The 21,353-nt window shown below is 64.3% G+C and carries 21 protein-coding genes and 1 riboswitch; of the genes, 17 read left to right on the plus strand and 4 right to left on the minus strand.

Annotated features, from left to right (window positions below; genetic code table 11):
* The first annotated feature begins 47 nt into the window (after positions 1-47).
* From CH296_RS14020 to CH296_RS14040, 5 genes are read left to right on the plus strand one after another with little or no spacing between them, the layout of a single operon-like run.
* Complete coding sequence (locus CH296_RS14020; protein ID WP_373557282.1) at positions 48-1,013, plus strand: amino acid ABC transporter permease; 966 nt, start codon at positions 48-50, stop codon at positions 1,011-1,013.
* The gene (locus tag CH296_RS14025; protein ID WP_094646783.1) at positions 1,010-1,807 is read left to right on the plus strand and encodes an amino acid ABC transporter ATP-binding protein; all 798 of its coding nucleotides are present in this window, start codon (positions 1,010-1,012) and stop codon (positions 1,805-1,807) included. Before CH296_RS14020 ends, CH296_RS14025 begins: the two co-directional genes overlap by 4 nt.
* Positions 1,808-1,841: 34 nt before the next feature.
* A complete protein-coding gene (locus tag CH296_RS14030; RefSeq protein ID WP_094685044.1) occupies positions 1,842-2,819 on the plus strand; it encodes an ABC transporter substrate-binding protein in 978 nt (325 codons plus the stop codon).
* Positions 2,820-2,826: 7 nt separating this feature from the next.
* Positions 2,827-3,855, plus strand: coding sequence for an FAD-dependent oxidoreductase (locus CH296_RS14035; RefSeq protein WP_094685045.1), 1,029 nt, complete (start codon positions 2,827-2,829; stop codon positions 3,853-3,855).
* 16 nt (positions 3,856-3,871) lie between these two features.
* Positions 3,872-4,396, plus strand: coding sequence for a GNAT family N-acetyltransferase (locus tag CH296_RS14040; RefSeq protein ID WP_094685046.1), 525 nt, complete (start codon positions 3,872-3,874; stop codon positions 4,394-4,396).
* A 14-nt stretch (positions 4,397-4,410) separates the two neighbouring features.
* On the opposite strand, the gene CH296_RS14045 is transcribed toward CH296_RS14040, so the two are convergent.
* Together CH296_RS14045 and CH296_RS14050 are read right to left on the minus strand one after the other, a co-directional pair.
* Entirely contained in the window at positions 4,411-4,749 is a 339-nt protein-coding gene (locus CH296_RS14045) for a TfoX/Sxy family protein (RefSeq protein WP_094685047.1), read from the minus strand.
* 161 nt (positions 4,750-4,910) lie between these two features.
* Positions 4,911-6,809 (minus strand): HNH endonuclease signature motif containing protein, encoded by a 1,899-nt coding sequence (locus tag CH296_RS14050; RefSeq protein ID WP_094685048.1) that lies wholly within the window; start codon positions 6,807-6,809, stop codon positions 4,911-4,913.
* Between the two features lie 321 nt (positions 6,810-7,130).
* On the opposite strand from CH296_RS14050, the gene CH296_RS14055 reads away from it, so the two are divergent.
* From CH296_RS14055 to CH296_RS14105, 11 genes are all read left to right on the plus strand, one after another.
* Positions 7,131-7,694, plus strand: coding sequence for a hypothetical protein (locus tag CH296_RS14055; protein WP_143546363.1), 564 nt, complete (start codon positions 7,131-7,133; stop codon positions 7,692-7,694).
* A 104-nt stretch (positions 7,695-7,798) separates the two neighbouring features.
* Positions 7,799-7,892: riboswitch (SAM riboswitch) on the plus strand.
* Between the two features lie 219 nt (positions 7,893-8,111).
* Positions 8,112-9,728 (plus strand): ABC transporter substrate-binding protein, encoded by a 1,617-nt coding sequence (locus CH296_RS14060; RefSeq protein WP_094685050.1) that lies wholly within the window; start codon positions 8,112-8,114, stop codon positions 9,726-9,728.
* A gap of 4 nt (positions 9,729-9,732) precedes the next feature.
* A complete protein-coding gene (locus CH296_RS14065; protein ID WP_094630946.1) occupies positions 9,733-10,713 on the plus strand; it encodes an ABC transporter permease in 981 nt (326 codons plus the stop codon).
* On the plus strand, positions 10,706-11,599 hold the full coding sequence (locus tag CH296_RS14070; protein ID WP_094685051.1) for an ABC transporter permease: 894 nt from the start codon (positions 10,706-10,708) through the stop codon (positions 11,597-11,599). The genes CH296_RS14065 and CH296_RS14070 overlap by 8 nt, the downstream gene beginning before the upstream one ends.
* The gene (locus CH296_RS14075) at positions 11,596-13,194 is read left to right on the plus strand and encodes an ABC transporter ATP-binding protein (RefSeq protein ID WP_094685052.1); all 1,599 of its coding nucleotides are present in this window, start codon (positions 11,596-11,598) and stop codon (positions 13,192-13,194) included. Before CH296_RS14070 ends, CH296_RS14075 begins: the two co-directional genes overlap by 4 nt.
* Positions 13,187-14,263, plus strand: a complete 1,077-nt coding sequence (locus CH296_RS14080) for an LLM class flavin-dependent oxidoreductase (RefSeq protein ID WP_094630942.1) — start codon at positions 13,187-13,189, stop codon at positions 14,261-14,263. The genes CH296_RS14075 and CH296_RS14080 overlap by 8 nt, the downstream gene beginning before the upstream one ends.
* Positions 14,260-15,615 (plus strand): NtaA/DmoA family FMN-dependent monooxygenase, encoded by a 1,356-nt coding sequence (locus CH296_RS14085; RefSeq protein WP_094646795.1) that lies wholly within the window; start codon positions 14,260-14,262, stop codon positions 15,613-15,615. The genes CH296_RS14080 and CH296_RS14085 overlap by 4 nt, the downstream gene beginning before the upstream one ends.
* Complete coding sequence (locus tag CH296_RS14090; protein ID WP_094630938.1) at positions 15,612-16,352, plus strand: DUF1684 domain-containing protein; 741 nt, start codon at positions 15,612-15,614, stop codon at positions 16,350-16,352. The genes CH296_RS14085 and CH296_RS14090 overlap by 4 nt, the downstream gene beginning before the upstream one ends.
* Positions 16,349-17,473 (plus strand): LLM class flavin-dependent oxidoreductase, encoded by a 1,125-nt coding sequence (locus CH296_RS14095; protein WP_094685053.1) that lies wholly within the window; start codon positions 16,349-16,351, stop codon positions 17,471-17,473. The genes CH296_RS14090 and CH296_RS14095 overlap by 4 nt, the downstream gene beginning before the upstream one ends.
* Before the next feature lie 37 nt (positions 17,474-17,510).
* The gene (locus CH296_RS14100; RefSeq protein WP_032393746.1) at positions 17,511-18,446 is read left to right on the plus strand and encodes an NADP-dependent oxidoreductase; all 936 of its coding nucleotides are present in this window, start codon (positions 17,511-17,513) and stop codon (positions 18,444-18,446) included.
* Positions 18,447-18,515: 69 nt separating this feature from the next.
* The gene (locus CH296_RS14105) at positions 18,516-18,938 is read left to right on the plus strand and encodes a nuclear transport factor 2 family protein (protein WP_094685054.1); all 423 of its coding nucleotides are present in this window, start codon (positions 18,516-18,518) and stop codon (positions 18,936-18,938) included.
* A gap of 194 nt (positions 18,939-19,132) precedes the next feature.
* Here the strand turns inward: CH296_RS14105 and CH296_RS14110 are convergent, their stop codons facing one another.
* The gene (locus CH296_RS14110) at positions 19,133-20,098 is read right to left on the minus strand and encodes a squalene cyclase (protein WP_094685055.1); all 966 of its coding nucleotides are present in this window, start codon (positions 20,096-20,098) and stop codon (positions 19,133-19,135) included.
* A 98-nt stretch (positions 20,099-20,196) separates the two neighbouring features.
* Here CH296_RS14110 and CH296_RS14115 point away from each other — a divergent pair, with 98 nt between their 5' ends.
* Complete coding sequence (locus CH296_RS14115; protein ID WP_032393749.1) at positions 20,197-20,721, plus strand: hypothetical protein; 525 nt, start codon at positions 20,197-20,199, stop codon at positions 20,719-20,721.
* 3 nt (positions 20,722-20,724) lie between these two features.
* On the opposite strand, the gene CH296_RS14120 is transcribed toward CH296_RS14115, so the two are convergent.
* Positions 20,725-21,204, minus strand: coding sequence for a winged helix-turn-helix domain-containing protein (locus tag CH296_RS14120; protein WP_032393750.1), 480 nt, complete (start codon positions 21,202-21,204; stop codon positions 20,725-20,727).
* Between the last annotated feature and the right edge of the window lie 149 nt (positions 21,205-21,353).

Consider the following 21,353-nt stretch of genomic DNA (forward strand, 5'->3'; position numbering starts at 1 on the left):
AAAGGCACCACAGCGATGATCGCTGCCCATCCGCACCGGCGGCTCCGGTGACGCAACTACAGACCTCGCCGACATCCACCGTTTCGAGCGACACCGCAGAACTGCCGGACGAGCAACTCGTCGTCGCCAGGAAGTGGCATCCGTGGCGTTGGGTCATCAGCGTCGCCACCCTGGTCGTGGTCGCTCAGTTCCTGCACGGGTTGGCCACCAATGCGGGATGGGACTGGGGCACTTTCGCTCAGTACTTCACGGCGAAATCGGTGCTCTCGGCTCTGTGGCTCACCATCCAGCTCACGTTCTGGGGGACCCTGATCGGCTTTGCCCTCGGCATCGCCCTAGCGGTGGCAAGGCTGTCGAACAATCCCGTCCTGCAGATGATCTCGTGGTTCTACATCTGGGCGTTTCGATCCATTCCACTGATCGTGCAGCTGTTGTTCTGGTTCAACATTGCGTACCTGTATCAGACCCTGTCGCTGGGGATTCCGTTCGGTCCCAGCTTCTTCGAGTTCGACGTCAACAACGTCATCAGTGGCTCGACAGCTGCGATCATCGGACTGGCCCTGCATCAGGCTGCATACTCCGCCGAGATCGTCCGCGCCGGAATCATCTCGGTGGACCAGGGGCAGCTGGAAGCATCTGCAGCACTGGGTATTCCGAAGCGCCGAGAGTTCTTCAAGATCGTCCTCCCACAGGCGATGCGAGGCATTCTCCCCAACGCCGCCAACGAGGTGATCAGCCTGTTCAAGGGCACCTCGATCGTCTCCGTCATGGCCATCGCCGAGCTGTTCTATCAGGTTCAGGTCATCTACGGCCGAAGCGGCCGAGTAGTACCGCTGCTGATGGTGGCCACCGTCTGGTACATCATTCTCACCTCGATTCTGTCGGTGGTGCAGTACTACGTGGAACGGCACTACGCCAAGGGGGCCGTCCGCACCATCGAGCTCACGCCGATTCAGAAGCTACGGAAGAAACTGGCCGAGATCACCCTGGCCCCGCGAGGAGCAACACGATGACCACGCTCGATGCCGGCACGTCCAGATCGGAAACGAAGTACGCCGTCGAAGTGCGCGGGGTGCACAAGTCCTACGGTGCCCTCGAAGTTCTGAAGGGTGTGGACCTGACCGTTCGCCCCGGAGAGGTCACCGTGATCATCGGCCCGTCCGGATCCGGTAAGTCCACGCTGCTCCGTGCCCTCAACCACCTCGAGAAGGTCGACCAGGGCACCGTTCGCGTCGACGGAGACCTGGTGGGATACCGGCGCAAAGGTTCGAAGCTGCACGAGCTCAGCAATCGCGACATCCTGCGCCAGCGTTCGCAGATCGGTTTCGTATTCCAGAACTTCAACCTCTTTCCTCACCTGACGGTGCTCGAGAACGTCATCGAGGCACCGATCTCGGCGCAGAAGCGCAAGCGTGCGGACGTCGAGCCCGAGGCACTGGCATTGCTCGAGCGGGTCGGTGTCGCCGCAAAAGCGCACGACTACCCTCGTCGGCTCTCCGGTGGCCAGCAGCAGCGAGTGGCCATTGCGAGGGCACTGGCGCTACGCCCCAAAGTGATTCTGTTCGACGAGCCCACCTCGGCACTCGATCCGGAGCTCGTGGGCGAGGTGCTCGAAGTCATCCGTGGACTCGCCCGCGACGGTGCCACTCTGGTGATCGTCACGCACGAGGTGGGCTTCGCCCGCGAGATCGCCGACACCGTCGTGTTCATGGATTCCGGTGTGATCGTCGAACAAGGACCTCCTGCAACACTTCTCGATTCGCCGCAGCACGAGCGGACCAAAGCTTTCCTCTCCCACGTTCTGTAAACCACCTCACTTCAGCGAAAGACGGACAACACCCATGTCGAAACCATCACGCAGGCTGACGGTCATGGCCGCAGCATTGGCTATCGTGGCGCTCACTGCGACCGCCTGCAGCGAACCCGCGGCCGAGTCGCAGGTCGTCACCGAGCAGGGACAAAGCTTCGACCTCTCGCCCGAGCAGACCGAACGAGTCCGGGTCGACAAGGTCGACGAGATCGCAGCGAAAGTGCCACAGGCCATTCGGGACCGAGGAACCCTGATCGTCACCGGCTCGGGCGGAACTGCGCCGCCACTGCGCTTCTACGCCACCGACGACACCACCATCGTCGGATCAGAGGTCGACTTCTCCTACCTCGTCGGCGACATTCTCGGGCTGGACGTCGATCTGCAGGTTGCCGACTGGTCGCAGAACTTCGTCAAGATCGACTCCGGTGAGAACGACGTGTTCATCTCCAACGTCACGGTCACCGAGGAGCGCAAGGACAAGTACGACTTCGCCACGTACCGTCTCGACAACCTCGCCTTCGAGACCCAGAAGGACACCGACTGGAAGGTCGAGAAGCGTCAGGACATCGCAGGCAAGAAGATCGGCGTCGGCTCCGGCACCAACCAGGAGCAGCTGCTGGTGGACTGGAACGAGGCCAACGTGGCCGAAGGTCTCGCACCGGCAGAGCTCGCCTACTACCAGAACACGTCCGATTACTACCTGGCGCTGGGATCGAAGCGAATCGACGGCTATCTCGGCCCCAACCCCTCTGCCGTCTACCACGCGGCAACCAGTGGGGAATCGAAGGTCGTCGGGACGTTCTCCGGGGCCGGCGATGCGTTGCAGGGCGAGATTGCGGTCCTGACCAAGAAGGACAACGGTCTCATCGAGGCCATCCACGAGGCACTGCAACATGCCATCGACGACGGCAGCTACCAGCGGGTCATCGATCGGTGGGGCCTCCAGTCCGAGGCCGTGTCCGAGTCCGTCATCAATCCGCCCGGGCTGCCTCGCAAGCCCGCAGCGTAGGTACACGGTGAAAGTAGTGGTAGTCGGCGGCGGCATCGTCGGAGCGTCGTCGGCGTGGCAGATCGCCGAACGCGGGCGCGACGTCACCGTGCTCGAGCAATTCGGTCCGGGACACAAGAACGGTGCCTCGCACGGCAGTTCGCGAATCTTTCGGCATGCCTACGCCGACGACCACTACGTATCACTGGCCGCTCGGGCGCACACGCTCTGGCGAGATCTCGAAACCGCTACCGACACCGGCTTGTTGGACATCACAGGGGCTGTGGATCATGGAGATCCGGCGACGGTGAATCCGAGGATCGACGCACTGAAGCGAGCCGGGCTCGAGTTCGAGGTTCTCGAACCGGTTGCTGCGCAGCGGCGGTGGACCGGACTTCGATTCGACACCACTGTGCTGTTCCATGCCGAGGCCGGGCGACTGCACGCCGATCGCAGCGTCGCCGCGGCAACGGCAGCAGCTCGATCGCGCGGTGCGATCGTCGAATACGAGACGCCGGTGCGCGAGCTCGCCGGCTCCGACGTGGTGACGGACACTCGCACCTACGTGGCCGACGTGGTCGTCCTCGCTACAGGAGCGTGGACATCCGAGTTCGTGCCGCAGGGAGTGATTCCGCCTTTGGTCACCACCCAGGAACAGCCGGCACATTTCGTACCGTTGTGCCCGGACGTGGAGTGGCCGAGCTTCATTCATCATCCCGGTGCACTTCTGGATACGGCCGGCATCTACGGCTTGTCCTCACTCGACGGCATCAAGATCGGCGAACACGCCACGGGACCGGTCGTCGATCCGAACACCCGCGACTTCGTGCCCGAACCAGCGGGAGTCGATCGCCTGATCGCGTACGCACGCAACTGGCTCCCGGGAGTGAACGCCGATACGGCCGACCCGCTGACGTGTCTGTACACCAGTACGCCCGATTCCAACTTCGCCATCGGACGCACAGGCAACACCGTTGTCGCTGCGGGATTCTCGGGCCACGGATTCAAGTTCGCCCCTGCGGTCGGGGAACTGGTCGCAGATCTGGTCGACGGATAGACGAGACAGGAAGCACATGAGCGCAACGTTCGACCTGAACACCCTCACTGGCGATGCCGGTCCAGGGCGGCTTACCTTCGTCGAAGTCGATCAGAACGATCCACTCGCGGCGCCTCTGCTGCAGGAGCTGGCGAACGAGTACGCGTCCAGGTACGGCCGTAGTCCCGGCGTTCAGTACCAAGAATTGAAGTCGTATCCCGCGCAGGAATTCGCCCCGCCGGGCGGTGTGCTGGTCATAGCATTGTCCGACGGCGTTCCTGTGGCGGGAGGTGCGTACCGGCAGTACGACTCGGATACCGCTGAGCTCAAACGTATCTGGACCTCGAAAGAGCACCGCGGCAGGGGATTCGGCAAGCGTGTCGTTGCCGAGCTGGAACGCAGCGCACGTGAGCGCGGATATCGCCGCGTGTATCTGACGACCGGCTGGAACCAGCCCGAGGCTGTGGCGCTGTACTTGTCAGCCGGATACACCCCACTGTACGACCGGAGCCTGCCGTCCAGGACTGTCGGATCACATCCCTTCGAGAAGAGTCTCGAATGAGCCCGTTGCAGTGATCAGCCGGCTCGGCTCGCGTTGTACGCGAGCGCTGCGGCGACCCAGAATTCCAGTGCCTTTTCGCTGTTCAGCGAGTTTGCGTCGACGGTGATCCACCCTTGGCCCATCGACCGGTCTCGACCCATCACGGCGTGGTGTGCTCCCTCCCGCTGGAGATATTCGGGTTCGCGCACACCGTCGACACGAACCAGCAGAGCGCGGGTTCCGGTCCCGACGCACACCACCATTTTCTCGCGCACCATAAACGCCAGACCGCCGAACATCTTCTGCTCGCGCAGATTCGCTTCATCGGCGAGAGTGGCGCGGACGCGGTCTGCGAGTAGCTCGTCGTACGGCATGTCCTGCCTCTCCGGTGGTCGCTGCACTCATCGAAGACCTGTTCCGCATCGGACGCAACCGCGAATCACCCCGTGTGTGGACTGCTGTGTCGGTAGCAGGTTGTGCAGAAGCAGAGCGGTGTCCTCGAGGCAGGGCTGTGCCCTGATGCTGGTACGGATCGTCACGCGGGTTGTCGTGGTTCTTCGTCGCCGGTGTCGTTGTGGTTGTGGTTGTGGTTGTGGTTGTCGGGTGGGTAGAGGACTTCTTCTGGGTGGTGGGCGTGGTTGATCAGGCCTCGGCGTGTGGGGTCCATTCCGGTGGGTGGGTGCCACAGGGTGCGGCCCGGGTAGCGATGTCGGGCTCCGGTTTTGGTGGTGGCCCACTTGCCGGGTCCGGTGCCGACGAGTGCGTGGTGCATGTCGCAGCCGAAGGTGAGGGAGTCGATGTCGGTGTAGCCGCCGGTGTTCCAGTCGGTGAGGTGGTGGGCTTGGCACCAGGTTGCGGGGCGGGTGCAGGAGGGGAAGCTGCAGCCGCGGTCGCGGGCGATGAGCACGATGCGTTGGTCGGCGGAGGCGATGCGTTTCGAGCGGCCGAGGTAGAGGGCTCGGCCGTGGTCGTCGAAGATGGTCAGGTAGTGGTGGGCGTGGGAGGCCATGCGGATCGCGTCGCGGATCGACACCCGTGATCCGGTGGCGGTCATGGCGTAGCCGCAGCCGGCTTCGAGGTCTTTGAGGGTCATGGTGACGATGGCGGTGACGGGTAGGCCGCGGTGGGTGCCGAGTGTCCCGCAGGCCAGGGTGTGTCGGAGCGCGAGTTTGAGGGCGTCGTGTTGGCGTTCGCGTTGGGTGCGGATATCCCGCGCGGCGGCAGCGTCCCGTGCTGCAGCCTTACCCAGCGCTTCGTCGCCGTCGCCGTCGCCGTCTGTATCGGCATCGGCTGTGTCGTCGGGTTCGACTGTGTCGTCGGGCCCTGTGCCGCAACCACAGTCGAGGCCGTCACCGCACCGGCCGTCACCGTCGCAGGGATCGTCGCCGTCGAATGAACCGTCGTTCCACAGTCCCGCATCGCTCCACAGTCCCTGATCGCTCGTCGAACGGTCGTCCGGCTCCGGTAGCGGTGGGGTGTCGGCATCGCAGACACCACCGGATGTGGGCGAATCCGGTTCGGCTGCTGCAGGATCAGGACGCGCACCGTCGCTCGCAGCCCCGGGGCTCGTGCTGTCCTTGCCGCCGCAAGTGCTGTCGGTCTCGTCGTGCACGACCGATGTCGGGTCTGCGGGGTTGTTCACTCCGGGTTTCGCGGCTTTGGAGAACAAGGCTTCGAGGTAGGCCCGTAGCTCGGGGTCGACGCAGAATTTTCCTTCCGACATTCCGTCGGCACCCTGCTCACCGAGGTAGAAGAACGCATCCCTGCGTTTCGGTGGTTTCGGTGGCTTCCCCTCGTCTTCGTCCTCGTCTTCGTCTTCGTCGTGGTCGCCGTCGGGATTGAGGATCGAATCCAGGTGCGCCACCAACGGTGCGAAATCGTCGGGTCGCCTGGTCGAGGCGTAGCCCGCCAGTTGTTCGTCGGCGAGCTCGCGCGTCTGCGGATCGACATCCCGGGGCAGATGGCGGAAGAACTCGCGGATCATCTGCACGTGCTTGGCATCGAGCAACCCCGCCCGCAACGCAGCAGCAGTGTGCGGCAGCAACGGCGGCAGCACTTCACCGGAGAAGGCGGTGCGGTCACCCAATTCGGCAGCCAGACGCACCCGAGCTCCGGCTGCTTGCGGGGTGATCCGCAGCATCCACGCCACCGACGACGGCACCGATCCCGGATACACATCGAGCCCGTGCTGAGAGATCAGCTCGTTGAGCCAGGTGTACGAGTGCGCCGTCAGCGACCTGGTCGCCGTTTCCATTCGCTGAACCACCGCGCGCCGGTCCGCGTTCGACCACGACACCGACGCCTGCCCGGCCAACTCCGCGACCGCGGATTCCACACGGTCGACCAGCGCAGACAGTTCGGGATCGGACACCTCGGGGGCGGGCGGCACCGTCTCGATGCCGTCCACCCCTGATCCGCCGTCCCCCGAAAGCATGCACAGAATCTATCGCGACCCACCGACACACTTTCGAACACACGTTCTCCGTCAGAGCGCGCTGCGAGACGGTCGGATCGAGCAGAATCGCCAACCTGGAATCGGTATGTGGCGCATAACAGATGGATCGATAGTGTGACGTTGTCGATTCTGCGTAACGCCGAGTCGCGCCAGCGCTGGTCACGGCGTTCAATAACGGTCAAGGCCGACGTAACGACCACAGCAGCGGCGCTGGTTTCGGTGACGATCGTGCTGCGTGTCAGTAACTCCGCCACTCGTGTGTCGAGCCGGTGTCCGTCAGCTTCGTGTGACCCAATGGGGATGATCGAGATGAACGACGCGTTTCGCTTTTTCGCTTCGTGCAGTTCGCCGAGAGAATTGGTCACCCGACTCCAATTCGGCACGACGGAATTGTGGTCCGAGGACGTCGACCTCCCCACCGGTTGGCGGTATATGGCCGACTTGATCGACTCCGATAGAGGGCTGCTCGCCGAATTGGACGGCGCAGTGTCCATACCGGTCGTCGATACTCTCACTGCGACGGCGGAACTGTGCAGACAATCGGCGACCGAGCGTGTGTTCGCATCCGACTGGATGCTGCTGCGGCGTGCGTTGGCGTGGCTCGGACGGACAGGTTCCGAAGTCGACCACGCGCTACTTGCTGTGGCCGACGAGTTGACGCTGATCGGGCTGGATGCTGCGGAGCAGGATTTCTCGGTCGCAACTTGGCTGTGTGTGGATGTATTGGATCGGTTCGCCGCGGCCGACGAAACAATCGGCTACTGGGTGCGACGCGTGTGCGATCACGAATCGAACAGGTCAGAGCAACGCATCGATTCGGAACCTATAGGCAGCGAAGACGCTGAATTGACCGTTGCCGTCTGACTGTTGGGGTGATTCCGGCCGCCGTCCATTCCGAGTCCCACGTCGTGCGCAATTCCTACCCCGGTTGGCAACTGCGACGACCCTCTCGTAGTATCGGAGGCGTAGGACCATCCAGAGCGACCGAGAGACCTGGCTCTATGACGTCGCAGCAACCCCCCGCTTGTCGGGTGAGGGTGCTACCGCCGGGACCGATGGAGGAATTTACGTGAACACCCGAGTCGCCTCAGGTTTCGTCGACGGTTGCCGTCGGATTCATGTCGATCTGTGCCGTCTGAACGGTTCGACCTGTCTTAGCTGACATTTCGGCACCGTACTTTTCGACACCACACCTCACCATCTGCACGACCTCCTTCCTGGGCACACGTGGCTCGGACGCGGGAGTTCGTGTGCGATCGACCAGATACCGGAGACACCCACGTGTCCACTCGCCCTGTTCTTTTGGTGGCCGGAGTAATCGCCGCCACCGCCACACTGCTCGCCGGGTGCGCCGGTAGCGCCACCACCTCGAATGCCGATGCCGGCCCGGCCCAGCCGGGCGGCACGCTGCGCTACGGCCTGTCCGGGGCCCCGACCTGCTCCGACCCCGCGCAGTCCGGCACCAATCAGACGATCTATGTCACCCGACAGGTGGTCGACTCACTCACCGATCAAGATCCGGAGACCGGCGAGATCGAACCGTGGTTGGCCGAGAGCTGGGAAGTGAGTTCCGACGCGAGGTCGTTCACCTTCCAGCTGAAAGACGGAGTGACGTTCAGCGACGGCACCCCGCTCGACGCCACCGCCGTCAAGGACAATTTCGATGCCATCACCGGAACCCTCGGTGCCGCCAAGGCACCACTGGCCGCCAGCTACCTGACCGGATATCAGGGTGCCGCGGTCGTCGATCCGCTCACGGTCCGCATCGAGTTCTCGGCACCCAATGCTCAGTTCCTCCAGGCGAGTTCGACACCTCAGCTGGGAATCCAGTCCACTGCGACGTCGACGCAGTCGGCCGAGTCGCGGTGCTTGGGTACCAACATCGGATCGGGACCGTTCACCTACGCGGACTACCAGCAGGACCGCTCCGTCACCTTGGCCAAGCGAACCGGATACAACTGGGGCTCTGCGGTATTCGGCCACGAGGGCGAGGCGTACCTTGACCGCATCGAATTCACCATCGTGCCAGAGTCGGGTGTACGCACCGGCAGTTTGTCCTCCGACCAGCTCGACGCGGTCAGTGACGCGCTGCCGCAGGACGCGCCGCAGATCGAGGCGGTCGGTGGCCGGATCCTCACGACATCCAACCCCGGCGTTCCGTTCGGCATTCAGCCCAACGTCACTCGCGGTGCGCTGCAGGACCCCGCCGTTCGGACGGCTCTGGTGCCGGCGATCAATCGTCAGGAACTCGTCGACACGGTCCTCGGACCGGACTTCCGAACGGCGACAAGCACATTGGCCAGCGCTACCCCGGGCTACGTCGAACTCGCAGATGTCACCTACGATCCCGAGAAGTCGAAGTCGCTCCTCGACGCCGCGGGCTGGGTTCCCGGTGCTGACGGAATACGCGAAAAAGACGGACAGAAGCTGAGTTTCAAGGTCATGTACTCGGCCGTGTTCGCCGGCAACCAGGCGATCCTGGAGCTGACCCAGCAGCAGTTGCGCGCGGTCGGCGTCGACCTACAGCTCGAGCTGGTGTCCACGTCGGAGGCGACGGCGCGGCAAGGCACCAAGGACTACGACTCCACGTACTACAACAGCACCCGCGCCGACGGCGACATTCTGCGCACTTCGTTCGCAGTCGACGGCCGCAACCTCAATGCGCGCGGCCCGATTCCGGATCTGGATGCATCGTTGACGGAGCAGCTCTCGGCCACGGACGTTGCAGCGCGCAACGAGATTCTCGCAACCGCGCAGGAACAGATCCTCGACAACGGATTGTGGATCCCCACGATCGAGCTCTCGCAGGCCGTCGGCGCGGCTTCGGCGGTGCAGGATCTGAAGTTCGAGGCCTCGGCCCGCCTGCAGTTCTTCGACACCTGGCTGAGCGGGCAGTAGCGCCGTGATCCGCTACATCGGGCAGCGAGTACTGCAGGCACTTGCGGTGCTGTGGGCCGCCTTCACCATCTCGTTCATCGTTCTCTTCCTCCTTCCCTCGGACCCGGTCAGTCTTGCCGTCGACTCGGCCGGATCGGGCACGCCGGCGGACGCTGCGGCCATCGCCGAACTGCAGGCTCGCTACGGCCTGGATCAGCCGGTGCTGGTGCAGTATTGGCATTCACTGGTCGGGGCCGTGCAGGGTGATTTCGGATTGTCGATCGCCACCGGCCAACCGGTGACGACGGCCATCCTCGACGCGGTACCGAGCACACTCGGTCTGGCGGGGACAGCGCTGGTGTTGGCCGTCGTGTTCGGATCCGCGGTGGCCTACGCCGCCACGTACACCCGTATCGGCTGGTTGAAGAATTTGCTGCTCGCCCTCCCACCGCTCGGGGTGGCCGTGCCGACGTTCTGGGTGGGACTACTGTTGCTGCAACTGTTCTCGTTCCGACTTCGCTGGTTCCCGGCGTTCGGTGACGCAGGCGCAGCGTCGTTGGTGCTACCTGCCGTGACGCTCGCTCTACCGACCGGCGCTGTCATCGCCCAGGTCCTGGCCACCAGCATGGCCACCACGTGGAAGCAGCCGTTCGTCGATGTGGCTCGCGCCAAGGGGGTCTCACGCCTGCGGGTGCAAACTCGACACGTTCTGCGACTGTCCTCGATCCCCGCCTTCACGATTGCCGGGGTCCTGGTCGGCACCCTGCTGGCCGGATCGGTAGTGGTCGAGACGGTCTTCTCGCGTGCAGGAGTGGGACGTCTGACCCAGACGTCGGTGCTGGCGCAGGACATTCCGGTGGTGCAGGGCATCGTCGTTCTCACTTCGCTGGTCTTCGTCCTGGTCAATCTCGCAGTCGACCTGCTCTATCCGCTGATCGATCCGCGCATCGTGCGCGAATACCGGCCCGCGCAGGCCAGTGCAGAACCGGAGAAAGCTCATGTCTGACATCCTGATTCGTGAACCTGCCGTCCATTCGACGAGTCCCGAGGCAGGCGAAGCAGCACCGATACCAACGCGGCGACGAGGTCTACGAGACGTGGTGAAACACATCTGGCTCGGTGCCTCCGTGATCGTGCTGTTGTCGGCTCTCGGGTTCGCGCTGTTCCCGTCCGTGTTCGCCAGCGGCGACCCGCTGGTCGGCACGCCGGCCGACAAGCTTCAGGCACCCAGCGCGTCGCACTGGTTCGGCACCGACAACATCGGCCGTGACGTCTTCACCCGAGTGGTCCACGGTTCCGGACTGTCGCTGACGGCAACGCTGTTGGCGGTCGGTATCGCACTGGTGGTCGGCTCGATCATCGGTCTGGTCTCGGGCGCCGTCGGCGGAATCGTGGACGCGGTGCTGATGCGAATCGTCGATGTCCTGCTGTCGATTCCGACGTTGTTGCTCTCGTTGGCGCTGGTGACCGCACTGGGCTTCGGCACCGTGAACGTCGCTATCGCCGTCGGAGTCACGCTGATCGCCAACTTCGCCCGAGTGATGCGCTCGGAGGTACTGCGGGTGCGCAGATCGCTGTACGTCGAAGCGGCGTACGCCTCGGGTGTGCGGTGGTTCGATGTCTTCCGCAGGCACATCCTCAGAAACTCGTACGGCCCTGTGATCGCTCTCGCTGCAGTCGAATTCGGTATGGCGGTTCTCGCGGTGTCGGCGCTCAGCTTCCTCGGTTTCGGTGCTGCTCCGCCCACCCCGGAGTGGGGATCGCTGATTTCCGAGGGCCGCAACTTCCTGGCCACCGCATGGTGGATGACCACATTGCCGGGATTGGTGATCGTGGCTGTCGTCGTGTCCGCGCACCGCCTCGGGCATGCACTCGAGAGGCGATCGCGATGAGCCCCATTCTCGAAGTAGAGAATCTGCACGTGAACTACGGTGAGACGACCGCCGTCTCCGGCATCGGGTTCACTGTCGACCGCGGTGAAGTGGTGGCCGTGGTCGGTGAATCGGGCTCCGGAAAGACGACGACTGCGCACGCGCTCATCGGCCTGCTCTCGGGTTCCGGACGCATCGTGGGCGGATCGGTGACGTTCGACGGGCAAAGGCTCGATACGGCGTCGGACAAGACGCTGAACCGGTTGCGCGGCCGCCACATCGGGCTCGTCCCGCAGGATCCGACCACCTCGCTGAACCCGGTTGTTCGCATCGGCGACCAGGTTGCCGAGGTGCTGCGGGTGCACGGTCTGGCCGATCGCCGCTCCGCGAAGATCGAGGCGATTCGGATCCTGACCGAAGCCGGGCTGGACAACCCCGAGGTGCGGGCGCGGCAGTATCCGCAGGACCTGTCCGGTGGGCAACGTCAGCGCGTACTGATCGGGATCGCTCTCGCGTGCCGCCCGGAACTGGTGATCGCCGACGAGCCGACCAGCGCCCTCGACGTCACCGTGCAGCGTCACATCCTGGACCATCTCGACACCAGGATCGCCGAGACCGGTGCCGCGGTCCTGCTGATCACCCACGACTTGGGCGTGGCTGCGGACAGAGCCGACCGCCTCATCGTCATGAGCGCAGGACGGATCGTCGAATCCGGCCCCACTGCAGAGGTACTGGCGAACCCGACCCACGCGTACACACGTCAGCTGTTGGCTGCAGCGCCCTCGTTGAACACCGCCGTACGACCCGCGCGCCCCACGGTCGGCGAGCCGATCCTGACGGTCGGCGACGTCTCGAAACGCTTCACCATCGGCCGCGGCGTCCACCTCGATGCGGTCAAGGGAGCCACATTGACCGTCGAACGTGGGCGGACGGTCTCGCTCGTCGGCGAATCCGGTTCCGGCAAATCCACGTTGGCGCGCATCGCGATCGGTCTCGAGACCGCGTCGTCGGGGTCGGTCACGTTCGACGGCAGGGACATCACGGGTCTGCGTGGCAAGGCCAAGCGTGAACTGCGGCGGCGTGTACAGATCGTCTATCAGAACCCGTACGCCTCACTGAACCCGAAGTTGCGCGTCGGGGAGATCGTGCGAGAACCGTTGGACGCGTTCAAGGTCGGTACCTCGCGTGAGCGTTCCGAGCGTGCCAGGACGCTGCTCGATCAGGTGGCACTCACCAGCGATTACCTGGCCCGGCGGCCGGCCGAGCTCTCCGGTGGGCAGCGTCAGCGCGTCGCCATCGCCCGCGCGTTGGCCCTCGCGCCGGAGCTGGTGGTGCTCGACGAGCCGGTCTCGGCCCTCGACGTATCGGTGCAGGCGCAGATTCTGACGCTGCTGGGCGACCTGCAGTCCGAGCTGGGTCTGAGCTACCTCTTCATCTCCCACGATCTGGCCGTGGTGCGTCAGATCAGCGACACCGTGGCCGTGATGCAATCCGGAGTCATCGTGGAATACGGCGACACCGCAGCACTGTTCGACAATCCACAGCAGGACTACACCCGCGAGCTACTCGGGGCCATCCCCGGAAGCGCGCACGAGAAAGCGAGCACCAGTGTCTGACACGCTGTTCCTGACCGCGATCGAGCTGAAAGGCACCGGCGCACATTCCCAGGCCTGGCGTCGCCCCGACTCCCGCGCCGAAGAAGTGTTCACAGCAGGATTCTGGATCGACCAGCTCCAGGCTGCAGATCGAGCAGGTGTCGATGTCGCCTTCCTGGGCGATTCGTTCGCCAGTCGGACGCTCGAGGCCGCAGCCGTCGCGGCACGGGCAGCCGCCCTCACCGAGAAGATCGGGCTGGTGCCCACGATCACCGTCACGCACACCGAGCCGTTTCACATCTCGAAGCAGATCGCGAGCCTGGATTTCGCATCCCACGGCCGGGCCGGGTGGCAGGTCGAGGTCAGTCCGGGAGCCGAGCAGGCAGCGCTGTTCGGCCGAAAAGCGGAGCAGGACAACAGTAGTCTGTGGCGTGAGGCGGATGAGGCAGTCGAGGTCGTCACCAGGCTCTGGGACAGCTGGGAGGACGACGCCGAGATTCGCGACGTCGAGTCGGGGCGGTTCATCGACCGAGACAAGCTGCACTACATCGACTTCGAGGGTGAGAACTTCTCGGTCAAGGGCCCGTCCATCACTCCGAGGTCTCCGCAGGGGCAGCCGCTCGTCGTGATCCGCGTGGACTCCACGGAGTCCGTGTCGGTGGCCGCGGCGCGCGCCGACATCGTCCGCATCGCCGCCGACACAGTCGAGGATGCGGCCACTGTTGCCGCCCGTATTCGACGGGCCGTCGTTGCGGAAGGCCGTGACCCGGCCGACGTGTTCGTTCTGTTGGATGTGGAGACCCTGGTATCCGATTCTGCCGCTGAAGAACTCGCTCAGCTCGACAACTGGGCGGGGCACGTCAGAGTCGCCGAGTCCGTGTCGCATATCGGCGACCTGGCGGGCTTGCACCTGCTCCTCGGATCCGTCGAGGCGGCCGGCCTGGACGGAGTCACGCTGGTACCGCTCGCGCTGCCGTCCGGAGTGGCAGCACTACCGGCCACGGACACCCGCAGCGGATCGACCTTGCGCGAGCGTCTCGGCCTGAGACGTCCGGCCAATCGCTATGCACTCGAAGGGAAGAGCCTGTGACGAAGAAGCAGATTCATCTGGGTGCCCATTTCCCGGGCGTCAACAACACCACCGTCTGGGCCGATCCGGAGTCGAAGAGCCAGATCGAGTTCGATTCGTTCGTACACCTCGCCGAATCGGCCGAACGCGGCCTGTTCGACTTCTTCTTCCTCGCCGAAGGGCTGCGACTGCGTGAGCACCGCAACAAGATTCACGACCTCGATGTAGTAGGGCGACCCGATACGCTCACCGTCCTCAACGCGCTTGCGTCGGTGACGAGCAGGCTCGGACTTGCCGGGACGATCAACACGACCTTCAACGAGCCGTTCGAGCTCGCCAAACAGTTCTCGTCGCTGGATCACCTGTCCGACGGTAGAGCGGCGTGGAACATGGTGACGTCCTCGGACGCGTTCACGGGCGAGAATTTTCGGCGGGGCGGCTACCTCGATCGTGCCGACCGCTACGTGCGTGCCAACGAGATCATCGACGTCGCGCGAAAGTTCTGGGACTCATGGCAGTCCGACGCGTTCGTCGTCGATCGCGAGCGTGGAGTCTTCGGCCGCGAATCGGAGATCGGAACGGTCCGGCATTCCGGACCCCAGTTCGATGTGGAGGGCCGCTTCACGCTGCCGCGCAGTCCGCAGGGACATCCGGTTCTGTTGCAGGCGGGCGATTCCGATGAAGGTCGAGAATTCGGTGCCGCCAAGGCCGACGCGATCTTCACCATCCACGGCACTCTCGAGGACGGGCAGAAGTTCTACTCCGACGTGAAGGGTCGGCTCGCCAAGTACGGCCGCGATCACGACGACCTGAAGGTGCTGCCCGCGGCGACGTTCGTGCTCGGAGATTCTGCGCAGGACGCCGCCGAGAAGGCGGATCACATCCGGCATCAGCAGGTCAGCGGCAGGACGGCCATCGCGTTCCTCGAACAGGTGTGGGGACAGGACCTGTCCGCATACGATCCCGACGGGCCACTGCCCGACATCGAACCCAGCGGCGATGTGTCGATCACCCGTGGCCGTGCGAGACACGGCGACCCCAGAACCATCGCCCAGCAGTATCGCGAGCGAGCCGAAGCAGACAACCTGAGTATTCGTGAACTGATCATCGCGATGACGACACGGCAGCAGTTCGTCGGAACCCCTGCGCACGTGGCCGAGGAGATCGACAGTTACGTGCAGAACAACGCGAGCGACGGCTTCATTCTCGTCCCGCACATCACCCCTGCCGGCCTCGACGAATTCGTCGACAGAGTGATTCCGGAATTGCAGGACCGCGGTAGCTTCCGCACCGAATACACCGGCACCACCTTGCGCGAGCACCTGGGTCTGCGGCATCCGTACGAACAGCGAGAAGGAGTGCGAGCATCATGAGCGATTTCGAGCAGGACTGGAAGCAATGGCATGCCGAGCGAGAGGCGTCCTACGGTGATCCCCTCGGTTGGGTGTCCTTGACCGGGTTGTATTGGCTGACCGATGAATTCGAGACCGTCGCGGATCTTCCCGGCCGGTGGAGGGCCGACGCCGATTCGGTGACCGTCGAGGGGTTCGATGGCGTGACCGCGCTGAATCCGGTGGAGGGCGCACCGGGCATCCTGGTGCAGGACGGAGATCGGCGTATCGAGGTGATCCGTCGGACCGGTTCGGTCGCGTTGCGGGTGCACGATCCGAAAGCGCAGACCCTGCAGTCGTACGACGGCATCCCGGCCTACGAGCCCGACGAGGAGTTCGTTGCCACCGGGACGTTCACCCCGTACGACTCTCCGGTGACCGTCACGACCGGAGCCGTGGTGGAAGGACTCGAACATCACCACTCGGCCGTGGGCACTCTCGACTTCGAGTTGGCCGGTGCCGCTGCGCAGCTGATTGCCTTCGGTGGCAACGGCAATGGTCTGAAGGTCCTGTTCACCGACGCCACGAGCGGGGTGACCACCTATCCGGCTGCACGGATCCTGGCAGTGCCCGCACCGGTGGACGGCACCGTCGTTCTCGATTTCAACCGGGCATCGAACCTTCCGTGTGCGTTCACCGACTACGCGACGTGCCCGGTTGCGCCTACCGAGAACAGGCTGACCATCGCCGTCGAGGCAGGGGAGAAGAACCCGAGATGACCCGAGTTCCATTGTCCGTTCTCGATCTGTCCCCGATCAGCGAGGGGTCCACCGTCCAGCAAGCGCTGCGAAACACGGTCGACCTTGCACGCCAGACCGAGGAGTGGGGCTATGAGCGCTACTGGGTGGCCGAGCACCACTTTGTCGGGGTCGCGAGTTCGTCGCCCGCGGTGCTGATCGGCCTGATTGCTGCTGCCACCAACAGGATTCGCGTCGGATCGGCGGCCGTTCAACTCGGATTCACCACGGCCGCAGCTGTCGTCGAATCGTTCGGGACCGTCGACGCGTTGTATTCGGGAAGGATCGATCTGGGGGTCGGTCGGTCGGGTCAGCGACGAGCCGAGGCGGTCGCAGGCGATGGGCGGGGAATGCCCGAGCGTGTGTCGTCGCCCGATCCCAGTGGGCTCTTTCCTCCCGCACCGGCGGAGGCTGCACCACGTAGGACCCCACTGCTCTCGGCGTCCCTGGCCGCGCTGCAACAGCCCGAGGCGCAGGCACCGGATTTCGTCGGTCAGCTCGACGATCTGGCCGCGCTGCTCGCCGGGACTTACGAACGGGACGGTGTGCCGTTGACGGCGAGGCCGGGTGCGGGTGCGGGCTTGTCGGTGTGGCTCTTCGGCAGCAGCGCGGGGCCGACTGCGCGTGAGGCAGGTGCGCGTGGTCTGCCCTTCGCGGCCAGCTATCACTTCAGCCCGGGCACGACGCTCGACGCGATCGACGAGTATCGCCGATCCTTCGTGCCCTCGGCAAATCTGTCCGAGCCGTACGTGGCGGTGTCGGCCGATGTGGTCGTCGCGGAATCGGACGAGCAGGCACGTGGGCTGGCAGCGTCGTTTCCGCAGTGGGTGTACAGCATTCGCAGTGGACACGGTGCCGCCGAGTATCCGAATCCCGACGGTGCCACGCCGTTGACCGACGAGCAGTATCGGCTCGTCGCCGATCGGGTGGAGACCCAGTTCGTCGGATCCGCAGCCACCGTGACGGACAGGTTGGAGGCGTTGCAGGAGGCGACGGGCGCGGACGAACTGGTGCTCACCTCGGTGACCTACGATCACGTGGATCGGTTGCGTTCGTACGAGCTGCTCGGTAAGGAGTGGGGACTGCCGCGACTACGGGTGTGATCGGAACATACTCACCGCATCGACCGTTGGAGGTTCCATGACACGAGCAGCAGTGGCAGCGTCCTACGGCGGGCCGGACGTCATCGAGATCGTCGAACGAGAGGTTCCCGAACCGTCCGACGGTGAGGTCCTGGTCGAGCTGAAGGCGATCGGCGTCAATCCCTTCGACTACAAGAGCTACAGCGGCGCGTTCGGCACCGACGAATCCAAGCTCCCGATCGCGTTGGGCAGTGAGGCGTCGGGCATCGTCGTTGCGGTCGGCGGAGACGTCGAGGGGCCGGTCGGACCCATCGCCGTCGGCGACGCCGTGATCGTGTCGGGCCGAAACGGTACCTACGCCGAGAGGATTCTGGTTCCCGCACGGTTCGTCTTTCCGAAGCCGGCCGCATTGGACTGGAACGTTGCTGCCGGAGTGCTGGCCGTAGCCGGAACGGCCTACGACGCACTCGAATCCGTCGCCGTGAAAGACGGTGACACGGTCCTCGTGCACGGGGCCGCAGGCGGCGTCGGATCCGTCGTGGCCCAGCTCGCGAAAGAGCGCGGTGCCACCGTCATCGGAACCGCACGCGCACAGAATCACGACGCACTGCGTGCATTCGGGGCCGAGCCCGTCGAATACGGTGATGGCTTGCTCGATCGTGTTCGTGCGGCTGCCCCGAACGGTATCGATGCAGCCGTCGATGCCGTGGGTACCGACGAGGCCATCGATGTCTCTCTCGAAGTGCTCACGGACCGAGCACGTTTGGTGACGACGGCCGCCTTCGGCCGTGCTGAAGCGGACGGGTTCTCGACCGTCGGTGGGCCGGCAAGCATGGAGCGTCGACGCCTCGCATCGCCCGCCCTGTTGAAGCAGGCCGCCGCGGGAGTCATCGAAGTGACGGTCGCCAAGACCTTCCCGCTCTCCGACGCCGCGAGGGCGCACGCCGAACTGCAGTCGACGCACCCGCGCGGAAAGTTCGTCCTGATTCCCTGACGCGGGAGCTGTTCGATCCGCTCTGTGGAAGGCCGCCGCGGACGTTCTGCGATCGGTTAGCGTTGGCGCATGAACTCGGCCACGGACGACCTGGTGAAGAGCTACCTCGACGCCCTCCATCGCGCCGACCTCGATGCGATCGTGAGTCTGTTCGCGCCAGGTGCCGTTGTGCATTCGCCGTTGTACGGCCCGACTCCCGCACCCGACTTCTATCGCGCTTTGTTCATCGATACCGACAGCGCGGAGCTGACGTCGAAGGGCGTGTCAGAGGGGCGCACCTCGGCAGGAACGCGGCTCGTCACGTTCTGGTTCCATTTCGACTGGCGGCTACCCTCCGGGGTGGCTGCCCCGTTCGACGTCGTCGATGTCGCCGAACTCGACGACGACGGCCGGATCACAACACTGTCGATCGTGTACGACACGGTCGACGTGCGACCAGCTTTCGAACGGGAGACCGGATCTTCTTGGGGGTCGACGGAACAGGATCGGTAGCGCCAGGCCTTCGAATCAGCGTGATTGCAACGGGTGCGCTATTCGGGCGGCGAGCCTAGCGTCGCGTTCATGACCTGGCTCAGAAGACGACTGACGGCCATCATCGATCGTCTGGGATCACAACCTGCCTGCACCCACGCTGCCGTCGACTTCGGTATTCGCGGCTGAATACGGACGGGGGTTGGCCCGCACCCTCAGCGGTCGTATGAATCCCACCATGTCAGTACGCGGGTTCCGATCAGGGTCAGCCACTTCGAGCGTTCGCCCTCCGGCACGTCGGTCTCGAACCAGACCCGACCGGGCAGGGTTCGACCCTGCAACCACGTTCCGTCGCTCTGTCGGGCGGCCCGGACGACTCCGATTGCCTCCTCCAGACGGCGATCCGGCGGCGTTCCGTCGAGCAGAGACGCGTGCCGAAAATAATCGAGTGCGTTGAGAGCGCTGTACATCCAGCGGAACGGGTGGATGAAGCGACTCACCCAGGGTCCGACTGCCTCGCCGGTGGACAACGTGTACAACAGCTTTCGCGTCAACAGATATTCTTCACCGGTGCGTCGTGCGGCCCGCGTCTCCATCGTGGCGCGGGTGGCCCTGTCGTACTCCAGCAATCCTTTCAACGAGTTCAGCGTCGAGTGGAACGACGATCGGGTTGAACCGTCGACCCACTCGCAGTTCCATCCGCCGTCCTGCAGTTGGTGCTCGAGAAACCATTCGACGATGCCCTCGACGTCGGCACCGAGCCACAGCCCGTTGGCGAGGGTCCACGCATTGATGCAGCAGTCCACCTCGCCGCCCCAGTACGGCAGGTTCTCGTACTCCCACCGGCTGTTCTCCGCGAGCAGTTCTGCGGTGCGACGCGATTGCAGAACTGCTGGGTCGACACCCCATTCGCGCAGCGAGTTCAGCGACCAGGTGGTTGCGGTCCAGGGTTGCCCCGGTTCGGCCGAACCGTCGAAGCCGGCAGGGAAGTACGCACCACCCGCCCATTGGCCGTCCGCGTCCTGCAGCGCCAATAGCCGTGCACCGAATCCTTCGGTCGGCACTCGTGCGCGCGTTGCCTCCCATATCGCGGGGGATTCGTTCACGATGTCGCGCTCGACCTGCCAACGCAGCGCCGGATCCGAGTCGATGAGCCATTCGCGCAGGGAGTCGGCGACCATGACCGAGGAGTCTAATGTCGTTCGTTCGCGGGCGGTCCAGCTAACGATCGGGTCTCGACTCGCGTGGGGTAGCGCTCCGCACGATCTACGATTGCGACATGACTGCAGATCCGACCACGCCCGCACCGTCGACCAGTTCGGCCAACTGGAAACGACGCGCCATCCTCGTCGGAGCGGGCATCGTGCTTCTGCTGATCGCGTATTTCATCCTCGCGGCTTTTTTACCGCGCTGGTGGAGTCTGCGGGTCGAGGAACTGGCCGATCGCACGTTCACCAAGGGCATCTTGTGGGGACTGCTGTTCGGCATCGTCTGCACCTTCGCGCCGCTGGTGTTCTTCTGGAGCGCATGGTCGGTTCGCAAAGGCAGGGCAGGAAAGCAACTGGCGATCGGATCGGTCATCCTGGCTGTCGTCACCGCCATCCCGAACCTGTTGACACTCACCATCGTTCTCGGAACCAGCAATGCCGCTCATGCCGGCGAACGCACTCTCGACACCAGCGCACCGGGCTTCCGCGGCGCGACGGCATTGGGCGCGATCATCGCCGTGGTCCTCGTGGCTCTGCTGGTCTTCGTTGTCGTTCGCCGAAATCGTCGTCGCAGGTCCGTCGCACTGTCGCAGTAACGGTCACGCGCTCCGCAGTACGGTCGGGTCGGTGATGACGCGGATGCCCGGCTCCGGGTCGAACCGGTAGCCGGCCCCGCGGACGGTGGTGATCAAACGACCGAAGTGTCCGAGTTTGGTTCGCACCCTCGACAGGTGCACGTCGACGCTGCGACCGCCGTCGGAACCGCTGAGCTCCGACCGATTCACGACAACGCGCGGGCGTTGTGCGAGATACGCGAAGATCTCGAACTCGGTGTGGCTGAGGCGCACACTCTTGCCGCCGACGATCACGTCGCGAGCCGGCAGGTCGATCACCAGAGGAGCGTTGAGTTCGTTGACCCGCACGTCGAATCGGGTGAGGATCTTCGCATGCGGGGCATAGCTTTTCGCTGCGCCACGAAGGGCATCGGCGAGTGCGTGCAGTTGTGGGCGGGTCAATCCCTGCAAGGACGACGTGCCCGAGTCCGAAATGCGGAGGACGACTGTGGCTTCGGTGCTCATGGCTGGTTGTCTCCTGTGACGAACGTGCGCTGCAGAACTGGGTCGGATGGTCAGCGTGGGCAGCGACAGTTCTCGTTCACGGTCACAGAATTATCGATGGGGTGAGGTTTCGTCAGGGATGCGCTCACCGTGATTGCAACGGTTGACCG

This window comes from Rhodococcus sp. 14-2496-1d (assembly GCF_002259365.1).
In the GTDB taxonomy this organism is placed as follows: Bacteria; Actinomycetota; Actinomycetes; order Mycobacteriales; family Mycobacteriaceae; genus Rhodococcoides.